Here is a 12,993-nt window from a genome sequence, read left to right as displayed (position 1 = left end):
GATTCGTGGAGCCGACAGGCTCGATGATAGCCGGGCTCGTATGCCGTTCGCGTAGCCGTGCCGCTCGTGAATGAAACTGCACATCAACAACATTCGAAGAACGGGCACAACGGTCTTCTACCTTCGTGAAACCCGACTTCGACTCCGCAGGGCGGGGTCCGAATCGGGCGATGTGTCCGTTGTGTCGATGGTCATTCGGAACGCGCACGGTGACGTCCTTTCTCGGCCGGTCCCGGAAGTGGTGACTCGACGAGTCCGATGGTGACGAACACGTACAGCAAGAGTGCGACCAGCAAGGCTGCCGCAACCGAGACGAGCAGCCACAGGCCCGGATAGTGCTGCACCAGGAACCAGCCGCCGACCGTAGTGGCTGCGGTGACCACCAATATCACCGAAATGGATTGCACGGGAAGCAGTCCGGATATGGGCATGCTTCGCGCGATCACGATCCACAGCAGAACGAGAGTGGTGCCGATCGTCACGACGGTGGAAACAGCGGCTCCGTCGTACGACATCCGCGGGATCAGGAACAGATTCAACCCGACGTTCAGGGCCAGACCGACCAGTGCCACCACGGGGTAGTGTCGCTGCATTCCGGCCGACGCGAGCAGGAAGATTCCCAGCATAACCAACGACATCAGCGCCGCGCCTATGACGAGTAATCGGGCTGCGTGAGCTCCGTCGACGAACCGTTCGCCGTACAGCAGCCCGATCAACGGCTCGGCCGACGGTACGAACGCCGCGACAGCCATTGCGCCGAAGAGTGCGAACAGCAGTGCGGCCGAACGCGAGCGTGCGCGAAATGCGGTGGTGTCGTGGGGCCACGACGCGACGAGCAAGGTGCTGATCGGTGCGACTGCCGCCAACACGAAGGTGTCGATCATGTCCGAGAATTTGTAGCCGATGGAATACAGTCCCACGGCTTCGAACGTGTCGAGCAGGCTGAGCATCAGCATGTCGATCTTGAGCATGGCGATGGTGAGGGCGAAGCCGATCGCGAGTGGCACGGCCTCTTTCAGGTAGGGCCCCCAGCGACGAATGTCGATGTGCCGCGACGGTCGCAGGCCCATCGAACGGTTGCCGATACCGAAACCCTTGGTCACCAACTTGAACACTTCGTTGGCCACGGCCGGGAGAACGAAGATCAGCAGGGTGGGGGCCAGCACGGCGGCCAGCACGGTCAACGCCAATTGGATTGCTTGCCCGGCGCTTTCGGCAACGGCCACGAGTACCAGGCGGTGACGGCTCTGAAAGAGCACGCTCAGGGCGTGACCCGGGGTTGCGAACACGACCACCAGTCCGCCGACCACCGTCGCGAGGACCACCTCGCTCGGATATTGCAGCAGCAGAACGTATGCGACGGCCAGTACGTACCCCACCAAACCGAGCACGGTTCGGAGCGCCAGGAACGCCGACGCCGTTCGACCGATTTCCTCGGAATCGTCGTCCATCAATTTCGCCAGCACGACGCGTCCGACCCCCAGATCGGTCACGACGGACATCAAGCCCAGCAGCGCGAAGACGAAGCTGAACTGGCCCCACTCGTCCGGTCCGAGGGACCTCGCGACGACGACGCTGCCCACCCACCCCAGCGTCGCGATGATCACTCTGCTGATCAGAACGGCAATCGTCGCTCTGGCCGCGGCTTTCGGATCCGCTGCGATCGCGCGGTAGTCCGGTGGCTGCTCGGTGCCGTCGAGCGCGAGCTCCTCGGCCATCAGACGATGCCCGCGGCTCGATACGCGTCGGCGGTGAGCTCCGCCGTTCTACGCCAGCTGATCTCGCGGGTGGCTACGGCTGCCGCGTCGAGAAGAGCTGCGCGCGCGTCCCCGTCGAAAGCGAGTGGTTTCATCGCCTGTACCCAGTCGTCCACGTTCTCGGACTCGACGAGAACGGCGCCGTCGCCGACGACGTCGGGGAGGGCACCGACGGCACTGGCGACGACCGCGCCGCCCGACGCCATCGCCTCGACGGGCGGGAGCCCGTAGCCCTCGTACCGAGAGGCGTACGCAGTGACTGTCGCGGCAGCGTAGAGGCCGGGCAGATCCTCGACATCGACGTACCCGAGCCCCCGGGAATTGCGAGGGGCGTGGGGACCGGTGGAGCCGGCCCCGGCCAGCAGACACGGTATTCCGAGACTCTCCGCCGCGTCGGCCACGAGCTGAACGTTCTTGCGGGGCTCCACCGTTCCGACCTGCATCACGAAACGGTCCGGCAAGTCGTACTTGCGCCGAACCAGATCTATCCGGCTGTCGGTGGGGACAGCGGCCCACGCTGCGGGTGCCAGACCGACCACCGTGGCGTCTCGTCCGCTGACCGCCTTGATTCGATCGGCGGTGAACTGTGAGACCGCAATGAGCAGATCTGCGCGGCGCAGTGCGCGCCGTACCAGTCTCTGTTCGCCCAACGCGCGAAACCGACTGGAGGCCGACGGCATGTCGATGACCGACAGGTCGTGCACCGTGGCAACCGTGAAGGCCTTGGTCAGAAACGGTAGGTCGACGTCCAGGCCGTGCACCACATCGCAACGACCGACGGGGAGGGCACCGAGCACTGCACGAGCCGCACCGCTGGTGACAGGCCGTTCCAACGCCGTGACCGAGGGCGGGAGCTCACCGACGGCGTCGCGCTGCACGGACGCGGCGAGATCGGCACCGGGTAGGCACTGGGGGAGCTCGTTCAGGAGCTCGCGAATGTAGGTCTGTACTCCGCTTCCTCCGGGCCTGAGGGCGAGCGCCCCGAAGACGATTCGTGTTGCGCTGCTGCGCATCCCACCACTCCTAACAAGAGCCAGAAATAGACATCGATCGGAAAGATCTCGAAATACGTCGAGACGAGGCTGGCGAACATCGCTGCGACGATGGAAGCGCCGACGCCAAGGGCGAGCGCACCGTCGTTGCCCGGTAGCGCCCGGGACAGGCGGGTGCACCACAGCAGCGACGTCACGAGCAAGGCGACCACTGCCCAGAGGCCGATCGGTCCGAGTTCGAGCAGTGCCTTCACGTAGTAGTTGTCGGGCTGGTAGTTGGTCGAGAGCCCCGATTGCGTGAACGCGACACCCTCGGCGGTGGAAATGCGGTCTGCCGCAGACCCACTCGATCCCAGCCCCGTCCCGAACGGATGAATCAGGATGCTGGCGATGATGTTGGCCCATCCGTCACCGCGCTGACCGAGGCTGCTCGACGAGAAGAACACCGATGTGATGTTGGGGACGAACGGAACAGCCGCGGCCACCGCGACCGCGGCCACCGCCAGGGGGGCGGCGAGATAGCGGAAGCGGACCGCGATCAGGTATATCGCCCCCACTCCGAGTCCCAGAATGGCTCCGCGCACGATCGAACTCGACATGGCGACCACCATCATCGGAGTCGCCCACAGAAACAACATGTTTCGCCGTCGACGCGGATCGGCCAGCGCCACCGCACCGCCGACCAGCAACGCCAACATCACGTACAACCCGAACGGGAACGGCAGGTTGAACGTACTGAACGTGCGCAGTAGCCCGCCCGATGTGCGGACCTGAGTGCCGTATTCGTAACCCAGCGACACCAGTGCGGCTGGCCCGGCCAGAAGTTGCGCGATGCCGACCGCCGACGTGAACACGCCCATGCCCATGAGAACGGAGACGAGGTGGTCTCGGTCCGTGGCATCGAACGGCGCGAGCCACATGACGACCACCAGCAGAATGTAGAAGAAGGTCACCTTGATGCCGAACACGCCGACAATTCCGAAGGTGGCAAACGCAGACACGCTGCCGAACACGACGAAGACAGCAGCGGCGGGCCACCACGGCATGAAGACCCGAGGCATCGAGCCACGGACGTGTCGCGGTCGGCGTAACCACGCGCACAGAACCGTGAAGACGACCAGGCCTTCCTTCCAGCCCGACACCACCCCTGGCAGGGGCACCAGAACCAGAAGGCCGTGCAGCGGAACGAATGCTGCGAGCAACAGCACGCCGCGCTGCGGGCGGCGGTAGATCGCCGATGCCACCGCGCAGCCGAGCGCGAGGACGACCGCTGCGCCGAAAGCGAGCGCAACGTACGTGATCACGGGGTGACCAGAACGTGGCCGTGTTCGGCGGAGACCACGATCAGTCCTCGGCGCGCTTCAGCACGGCCAGGACGGTGAGGAACAGGATCTTGACATCGAGCCACACCGACCAGTTCTCGATGTAGTAGTTGTCCCACTCGGCGCGGTCCGCGATGGACGTCTGGCCGCGGAGGCCGTGCACCTGAGCCCATCCCGTCACGCCTGCCTTGACGCGGTGCCGCTCCCCGTACCTACGGATCTGCATCTCGAACAGGTCGACGTATTCGGGTCGTTCCGGGCGCGGACCGACCAGACTCATATCGCCGCGAAGTACGTTGAGCAGCTGCGGAAGTTCGTCCATCGAGGTCTGCCGCATGATCTTTCCGATGCGCGTTCGTCGGTCGACACCTTCGACACCGCCGGGTGCGTCCCCGGCCTTTCGCTCGAACTCGGCGTCGGACGCACGTGGAGGCCGCATGGAGCGAAACTTCAGACAATCGAACGGCAATCCGTCGCGGCCGATTCTCTCCTGCTTGAAGAAGATCGGGCCAGGTGAGCTCAGGCGCACGAGCAGCATCAGCGTCAGAAAGACGGGGGAGAGCAACAGAAGCCCGAACGCGGTGAGAACCCGATCGAGAAGTCCTTTGAGAGCGAACTGCCATCCCTTGGGGTTCACATGCGGGAGCACCATCAACGGCAGGCCGCCGATGTGCTCGACGCGCGTGTTGACCCCGACTGCGTCGTACAACCTGGGTACCACCCACACCCGCATACCGAGCCGATGCGCAATCCTGATGGCGGCGATCAACTCCCGATCCTCGGTCGGTGCGAACGTGACGATCAACTCCTCGGCACCGGTCTTGCGGGCAACCGTCTCGAAATTGCTGGGGAGTCCGAGGTGCGGCAGGTGGGGCACCTCGCCGTTCGAGGAGACGTCGGCAACCGGAGCCTCGCCCACATAACCGATGGGTTCGAGACCGTACTCCGGGAACTGCTTTGTGCGCGAGACGAGTTGGTGCGCGATCGGGTCGTTTCCCAGCACGATGGTCGGCGCTGCGGATCCGAACCTGGTGCGCAGCGTGCGCTGGAGAACGACTCGTGTCAATCGAGCGATCGCGATCGTCAAGGCGCTCAGCAACCACAGTCGCAGCACGACCTCACTGGGACGGTAGTCGGTGTCTGCCAGGAACATCACGACCAGCAGAGCGAGCGACGCGAAGGCGACAGCGGTTTCGGCAGGACCGATCTCGTCGAGGAAGTTGCGCCGGAGACTGCGTCGGTACATCGACTTTCCGGCGAGGATTCCGATCAGCAGTGGCAGGAACAGCCATGGGAGCCAACCGGTGTCGGTGAGACTGCCCGAGTGCCAGAGCAAGGCTCCGATCAGAGCGACGGCTGCAGCGAGCACATCCACCGCGACGCTGATCGCGGTGTTGAGGGGATCGACTCGAAGCCGATCCACAAGGGGGCGACCGGTTGCAACGGTGTCGGCCTCGGCGGCCCGCGGGCGAGTGCGCGGTGATTCCAGTGTTTTCGGCACAGCTACTTCCGGTGGCTAGTTCGGATCGGTCGGTCCCATATATCCCATAAATGTATACCGGCGCGAAAGCGGCCACCCGGTCGACTTATCGAAAAAAACCTGAAGTCGGTTGTAAGTCGAAAATGCTTATATTTGTCGGGGAACAGCCCCTTTATTCGAAAACTCGCTCGCGAATTATCCACGCCAGATCCTGGAGTATCTGGACGTGACCGGTCGTCCACTGACGCGGTCGCTGATCCCATACGCAGAGGGTGCCCACGGAGTGGCCTGCGTCGTCGGTGAGCGGAATTCCGAGGTAGGACACGAGAAGGTTGCCTTGCACGGAGGGGTGATCCTTGAGGATGTCGTTGAGTCGAGCGTCCTCGACAACCAGTGGTTGCCCGAGATCGATCGCATAGCGGCAGATGGACCCGTCCATGGGGACCTCCTGCGCGCCACCGAGTTCCGCAGGGAGTCCGAGTGCACTCTTGAAGTACTGACGCTTGTCGTCGAGAAGGGAGAATGCAGCAGAAGGGGCGCTCAGGGCGTCTGCGACCATTCTGACGATCCTGTCGTATCCCGCGTCGGATCCGGTGTCCATCAGCCCAGTCCGAGCTACAGCGGCCAGTCTGTCGGGATCGTCGATCGGGGTGCCGAACACTCGCGTGACCTCGGCTGGGCCGACGCCCTTCTCCGAGCCCTCCTGCAGCGCACGAAGCAAAGCGCCGACATCGGAGTCCTGATCATCCGACAGTTCCCGCACGAGCCGGTCTACCACCGCACCGCGAATGAATTCATCGGTGGAAAGACCGGACTTCTCCGCCTGCCGGGCGAGCAGCTCGTTCAGACGGTCGTCGAAACCGGAAAATCCTGTCGTCATTGTCCAGATGGTAGTACAGGCCGAGTTCTTGCACCGACGCTCGGGAGGTGCATTCCTTATTCTCGCGCCCGGCGTGAGTTATTCGGGTTCGGTGAGACAAAGCAGGAAACAACGGGGCAACGCCGATAACGCGATATCGCGTTCCCGGTCATTGCTAGCATCTGCCGATGAGAAGGAATTCGACGCGACGAGCGAGTGCAGCACTGTTGGTCGTGCTGTTGTCGTTCGCGGCCGGGGCGGTACCCGCAGCTGCATCTGCTCTGCGAACGCAGCAAGCACCGGCAGGAGATCCAGGATGTGCGCGGCAATCGGATGCGGTCCGGATCGGAGTATCACCCGGAGCGACCATAGGTGGGCTGTCTCCTGCGGATCTCGATCGGGAACTCACGCTCGCCCGTGACGCCGGAGCTTTCTCGGTTCGTCTCGACATCGATTGGTCTGCCATCGAGTCGACCCGGGGCAGATTCGATTGGAGCCGAACAGACCGGGTGATCGATGCTGTTGTGGCCCAAGGGATGTGCGTGCACGGCATCATCGCGTACACCCCGAGGTGGGCGCGAGTAGCCGCCGCCGTCAACGATTCGCACTCCCGTCCGGCGAACCCCGCCACCTTCGCAGCGTTCGCCAAGACTGTGGTTCAGCGCTACCAGAGCCGGATCAAGATCTGGGAAGTGTGGAACGAGCCGAACATCGTGACGTTCTTCAAGCCTGCCCCCGACGTGACGGCGTACTCGGCGCTGATCAAAGCGACTTACACGGCGATCAAGCAGGTGCAAGCCGATTCCACCGTGCTCGCGGGCGGGATGGCACCCGCCGAGGACACGAACGGCAACATCGCGGGTACGACGTTCCTGTCCAAGATGTACGCGCAGGGATCGAACAAGTACTTCGACGCCTTCAACGTGCATCCCTACACGTGGCCGTACCTACCCAACGATCCGAGCACGGCGTCGTGGAACACCGCCATGAAGATGTGGTCCATGCGAGACACCATGGTCGCCGGCGGTGACAGCGGCAAACAGATCTGGATCACCGAGTTCGGAGCGCCCACGGGTACGAACCCCAACAGTGTCAGCGAGCAGGTGCAATCGGACAGCATCGGGATCGTCCTCGACGCGGTTCTCGGTAACGACTGGCTGGGGCCGGCCTATGTCTACAGCCTCCGTGACGCCGGCTCCGACACAGCCGACACCGAACAGAACTTCGGACTGGTGCACAGAGACTGGACACCCAAGATCGCCTACGGACGCGTCGACGCCTACGCCGCGGAGCATTCCGGCCGTTGATCGACCTGTTTCACCGTCGACCGGAATGGGCTACTGTCTGCGCATGAATTCGCAGCCGGGGGGCTCGATCCCAGATCGCATCGATGTGACGTTCGATTCTGACGGCGTGGCCTGCGCGGCCTGGCTCTATCTTCCGACCGAATCCGGCCCCGCTCCGGTGATCGTCATGGCGCATGGACTCGGCGGAACCAGGGAAATGCGGCTCGACGCCTACGCGGAGCGCTTCCGCGCTGCGGGGTATGCCTGCCTGGTGTTCGACTATCGCTGTTTCGGGGCCAGCGGCGGCGAGCCCCGGCAGCTGCTCGACATCGAATCGCAGCTGCGGGACTGGGCTTCGGCCATTGCCCATGCCCGCTCGCGCGCGGACGTGGACAACTCCCGAATCATGTTGTGGGGCTCGTCTTTCGGCGGCGGTCACGTCATCGTCGCAGCCGCCCGAGACCAGGAGGTCGCGGCGGTGATCTCGCAGTGCCCGTTCACCGACGGGATTGCGTCGGGACTCGCGTCGAACAGCTGGACATCGATGAAGCTGTCCGGCCGGGCTCTCTTTGATCTGGCAGGATCGGTGATCGGACGAGCGCCGCTGATGGTGAACACAGCCGGACGGCCGGGGACGACCGCATTGATGACCTCGCCCGACAGCTACGACGGTTACCTGGCACTTGCGCCGGACGCCGACGAAACGTTCCACAACCGAGTCGCAGCCAGAGTCGCGCTGCAGATCGTGCGGCACCGGCCCGGGCGAAGGGCAAAGGACGTGCGCTGTCCCATCCTGTTCGTAGTCTGCGAGACGGATTCGGTCGCGCCGGCGAAGGCCACTCTGCGCTACGCACGGACGGCACCACAAGGCGAGATCAAGACCTACGACGTCGGCCATTTCGAGATCTACCTGGGCGGGGCGTTCGAGCGGGTGGTGGCAGACCAGATCGAGTTCCTCACCCGCACGGTTCCACCGACTCAGTAGACGTCGCGGACGTATCGCTTCTCTGCGGCAAGAGCTTTGACGTAGGCCTCGGCACTGCTCGGCGCGAGTTTGCCGTGTTGCGCCACCACGCCCTTCAGCGCGGCGTCGACGTCCTTGGCCATTCGGGACGCATCGCCGCACACGTAGAAGTGGGCTCCGCGGTGAATCCAGTTCCACAACTCGGCCCCGTGTTCACGCATCCGATCCTGGACGTAGACCTTGTCCTTCTGATCGCGTGAGAATGCGACGTCCAGGCGGTTCAGCGAACCGTCGCCGAGCATCGCCGTCAGTTCGTCGCGATAGTAGAAGTCCGTGTCGGCGTGCTGTTCACCGAAGAACAGCCAGTTGTGGCCGGTGTGCCCGAGCGCGCGACGCTCGTGCAGGAATGCGCGGAAGGGGGCGACACCGGTACCCGGGCCGACCATGATCATCGGGGTTGTCGGGTCCTCCGGCGGCTTGAAATGCGAGGACTTCTGCACGAAGATCCCCACGTCGTGGTTCGACGCATGGTCGGCCAGGTAGGTCGAGCACACGCCGCGCCGGGGAACTCCGTGCACGTTGTACCGCACCGCCGAGACGGTCACCTGTACTTCGTTGGGGTTCTCCTTCGGACTCGACGAAATCGAGTACAGCCGTGGCTGCAAAGGTTTGAGAACTGCCAACCAGTCGTCCACCGAAGCTCGAACCGGATGGGCAGCAAGCACGTCGATCGACTGACGACCCCACATCCAGTCGGACAGCGCATGCTTGTTGTCGGGGTGCAGCATCGCCTCGAGATCGTCGTCCGCAGTCCGTCGGTGGACGAACTTCAGGAGATCCGGTGTTGCACGAGCAATTTCGAGGTGGCGGCCCAGCGCTGTGCGCAGCGACATCGAACCGTGGCCAGCGAGATCGACAGCGGTGTCCCGGTCCAGTCCGGTGGCCTCGAGCCACTCGTCGACGTAGGCATCGCTGTTGCGCGGCCACACTCCGAGTGCGTCACCGACCTCGTACTCGAGAGTCCCGTCGGGTACATGGAATCCGAATTGGCGGACGTCCTTGACGGATCCGCGTGCGGTCAGTACCCGATTGCGTACGAGAGTCGTCACCAGCGGTGACTTCTTGCTGTACTGTTCCGGCTCCGCTCGGGTTTGCGGAACGGTGCGAGCAGTGGACTCCACCGCTGCTTCGGTGGTGGTGTCGTCATCGCGTCGAAGCCGCTCGATCACCGCATCGAGCCACGCTGCCGCCTCGTTCTCGTAGTCGGGCTCGCAGTCGACCCGCTCCAGCAGTCGCCGCGCACCCAGCTCGGCGAGCCGCTCGTCGATCCTGCGTCCGTGGCCACAGAAGTCTGCGTAGCTGGAGTCGCCGAAAGCGAGCACAGCATAACGAATTCCCGGAAGCTCATTGGTGGGCTCGGCGACGAGGCTGTCCCAGAACGTCGCACCGTTGTCCGGCGCTTCGCCGTCACCGGTGGTACTGCTGACGATCAGCACATCGGCCTCGGCGGGCAGGGAATCGACGGTGAACGAATCCATCGAGTGTTCGGCGATAGACAGGCCGGCTCCCCGCAGGTGGGACAGGCAGGCCTGGGCGTACTCCTCGGCGGTGCCGGTTTGCGAAGCCCAGAGCAACAGCACCGGCCGTCGCCCCGGATCGGCTGTCTCGGCCGATACATCGGCACCAGCACCGCCGGTGGCGGGTCCACGCGAGAACAGGCCCGCGAGAACGCCGTCGAGCCATGCGTGGTTCTCGGGGGACAGGGGAGTGCGCGACGGCAGAGTGGGCGTTCCGGCGGCGCTGCGACCGGCCTCACTGCCCAGACCTTCGAGAAGCCCTGCGACGTAACGCTGTTCGACGGTCGTCAGGGGCTGAGAAGGACGCGCAGGGAGACCGACGATCGTGGCGAGCGCCTCGACGGGATCGTGGGAAGGTTCGTCGCCTACGGGTGAGGGCGATTGGGCTGCAGCAACTCTGGTGAGAGTGACCGCGCACGCCTTGAACTCCGGCTGCTGAGAATACGGATCGATGGCGTCGTTGGTGACGGCATTGATGGCGAGGTACTCACCGAATTTTTCGTTCCAGTGGAAGGGCGCGAAGCAGCTGCCCGGGAGCACTCGATCGGTCACGACGGCAGGAAGGACGGCTCGGCCTCGGCGGGACGCGACCTGGACGCTGTCGCCGTCGATCACACCGAGCCGGTCGGCGTCGAGTGGGTGCACCTCGACGAACGGTCCGGAATCGAGTTTGTTCAGCTTGGCGACCTTGCCGGTCTTGGTCATGGTGTGCCACTGGTGTGGCAGGCGTCCGGTGTTCAGCACGAACGGGTAGTCGTCGTCGGGCATCTCCGCGGGTGCCATCGCAGGCCTGGCGAAGAACTGGGCCCGACCGCTCGGAGTGGGGAAGGACAGTGCGGGGATCGAACCGTCGTCGGACACTCGTTGCCGTTGGCTCACTCCGTCGTTGAGGTAGCGGATCGGATGCCGGGTGGTTGTCGCGTCGGGCGGGCACGGCCACTGGATGGGACTCTCGCGCAACCGTTCGTAGGTGACTCCGCGAATGTCGTAGCCGGTGTTCGGATTCCAGAACTGCTTGATCTCCTCGAACACCTCCTCGGCGCTCGCATAGGTGAAAGCATCTGCATATCCGAGCGCGCACGCCATGTCGGCGATGATCTTCCAGTCCGGCAGTGCACCGCCCGGTGCCTCGAGCGCCGGTTGGAACAGCGTGAGATTGCGTTCGGAATTGACCATCACTCCGTGCGCTTCCGTCCACAACGCGGCGGGCAGCATCACATCGGCGTAGTCGTTGGTTTCGGTATCGGCGAACGCATCCTGAGTGATGACCAACTCGGCGCGCTCGAGACCGTCGATCACCGTCGTTCTGTTGGCCACCGAGGCAACCGGATTGGTGCAGATGATCCAGCAGGCCTTGATTTCCCCGGCAGCGAGCTTGGAGAACATCTCGATGGTTCCGCCGCCGACGTCGGTGCGCAGCGTTCCGCGCGGAACGCCCCATCGATCCTCGACGAATGCGCGGTCGGCGTCGTTGACCACCGCTCGTTGGCCCGGCAGCCCGGGGCCCATGTATCCCATTTCCCGACCGCCCATGGCGTTCGGTTGCCCGGTCAGGGAGAACGGGCCGCTGCCGGTCTTGCAGATGGCACCGGTCGCCAGATGGAGGTTGCACAGCGCATTGGTGTTCCAGGTTCCGTGCGTCGACTGGTTCAGACCCATCGTCCAGCAGCTCATCCAGTTCTCTGCACCGCCGATCATCGCGGCCGCGGCTCGTAGGTCCTTCTCGTCGAGTCCGGTTGCGGCGCAGACCTTCTCCGGGGTGTAGTCGCCGAGGAACTCCGGCATCGCGTCCCAGCCGTCGGTGAACTCCGCGATGAACTCGGTGTCGAGGTCGCCGTTCTCCGCAATGAGCGCCAGCAGACCGTTGAGCAGCGCCAGGTCCGACCCCGACTCGAGTTGCAGATGCAGGTGGGCCTTGTCCGCTGTGGCGGTGCGACGGGGATCGACGACGATCAGCTTCGCCCCTGCCTTGACGCGGTCCATCATCCGCAGGAACAGGATGGGGTGACAGTCGGCCATATTGGAGCCGATGACGAAGAACACGTCGGCGTGGTCGAAGTCCTGGTACGACCCGGGCGGGCCGTCGGCTCCCAGTGACTGCTTGTATCCGGTTCCTGCGCTCGCCATGCAGAGTCGGGAATTGGATTCGATCTGGTTGGTGCCGATGAACCCCTTGGCCAGTTTGTTGGACAGGTATTGGGCCTCGATCGACATCTGCCCCGACACGTACAACGCGAGGGCATCGGGCCCGTGTTCGTCGATGATGGTGCGCAGTCGCCGAGCGGTGTCGTTGATCGCCACCGCGGTGTCCGTGCTCTCCGGTTGCTCGCCGCGGCGATGCCGGATCTGGGCCTTCTCGAGCCGCCCGGGCGCCGCGAGCATGTCCGCGGTGGTGGTCCCCTTGGTGCACAGTCGACCGAAGTTGGCCGGGTGGGACTTGTCGCCGACGGATTTGGTCACGACAGGCCTGGTCGGGGTGGCATCGGACGATGTGGTCGGGCCGCCGATCTCGAGCACCATGCCGCATCCCACGCCGCAGTACGCGCAGAGTGTCTTCACCGTGGTGACCATGGATTCCACAGTGCCCGGCCCAGGGTGCGCCGCCATTACACGTCAGTTAGCCGGATATGACGTTGTCCTCACTGTGCCCCGCCAGGAGCGGTGATGTCCGCCCGGGAGCTGGTGAGAGGCGGATGGGAGGTAACACGAACTTCCTGGTCTGCGATTGGTACTCGAACGTTACTCATCGAACGGGC

The 12,993-nt window shown here is 64.1% G+C and carries 8 protein-coding genes; 2 read left to right on the top strand and 6 right to left on the bottom strand.

What is annotated here, in order from left to right; genetic code table 11:
- Positions 1 to 191: 191 nt before the first annotated feature.
- From QM615_RS20510 to QM615_RS20490, 5 genes are all read right to left on the bottom strand, one after another.
- Entirely contained in the window at positions 192 to 1,718 is a 1,527-nt protein-coding gene (locus tag QM615_RS20510; RefSeq protein ID WP_283347852.1) for a flippase, read from the bottom strand.
- Positions 1,718 to 2,770 carry a glycosyltransferase family 4 protein gene (locus QM615_RS20505; protein WP_283347851.1) on the bottom strand — a complete coding sequence of 351 codons (1,053 nt, stop codon included), beginning with the start codon at positions 2,768 to 2,770 and terminating at the stop codon, positions 1,718 to 1,720. Before QM615_RS20505 ends, QM615_RS20510 begins: the two co-directional genes overlap by 1 nt.
- Positions 2,680 to 4,053, bottom strand: coding sequence for an O-antigen ligase family protein (locus tag QM615_RS20500; protein WP_283347850.1), 1,374 nt, complete (start codon positions 4,051 to 4,053; stop codon positions 2,680 to 2,682). Before QM615_RS20500 ends, QM615_RS20505 begins: the two co-directional genes overlap by 91 nt.
- Before the next feature lie 40 nt (positions 4,054 to 4,093).
- Positions 4,094 to 5,572, bottom strand: a complete 1,479-nt coding sequence (locus QM615_RS20495; protein ID WP_283347849.1) for a sugar transferase — start codon at positions 5,570 to 5,572, stop codon at positions 4,094 to 4,096.
- Positions 5,573 to 5,723: 151 nt separating this feature from the next.
- Positions 5,724 to 6,431 (bottom strand): GAF domain-containing protein, encoded by a 708-nt coding sequence (locus QM615_RS20490; protein ID WP_283347848.1) that lies wholly within the window; start codon positions 6,429 to 6,431, stop codon positions 5,724 to 5,726.
- A 167-nt stretch (positions 6,432 to 6,598) separates the two neighbouring features.
- Between QM615_RS20490 and QM615_RS20485 the strand changes: the two genes are divergently transcribed.
- A complete protein-coding gene (locus QM615_RS20485; protein ID WP_149406295.1) occupies positions 6,599 to 7,717 on the top strand; it encodes an endo-1,4-beta-xylanase in 1,119 nt (372 codons plus the stop codon).
- 43 nt (positions 7,718 to 7,760) lie between these two features.
- Entirely contained in the window at positions 7,761 to 8,681 is a 921-nt protein-coding gene (locus QM615_RS20480; protein ID WP_149406294.1) for an alpha/beta hydrolase, read from the top strand.
- Here QM615_RS20480 and QM615_RS20475 read toward each other — a convergent pair.
- Complete coding sequence (locus QM615_RS20475; protein ID WP_283347847.1) at positions 8,675 to 12,808, bottom strand: bifunctional nitrate reductase/sulfite reductase flavoprotein subunit alpha; 4,134 nt, start codon at positions 12,806 to 12,808, stop codon at positions 8,675 to 8,677. The genes QM615_RS20480 and QM615_RS20475 overlap by 7 nt on opposite strands.
- Positions 12,809 to 12,993: the final 185 nt, after the last annotated feature.

It is taken from the genome of Rhodococcus sp. IEGM 1341 (assembly GCF_030056895.1).
In the GTDB taxonomy this organism is placed as follows: domain Bacteria; phylum Actinomycetota; class Actinomycetes; order Mycobacteriales; family Mycobacteriaceae; genus Rhodococcoides.
This window is presented reverse-complemented; position numbering and strand designations above follow the sequence as displayed.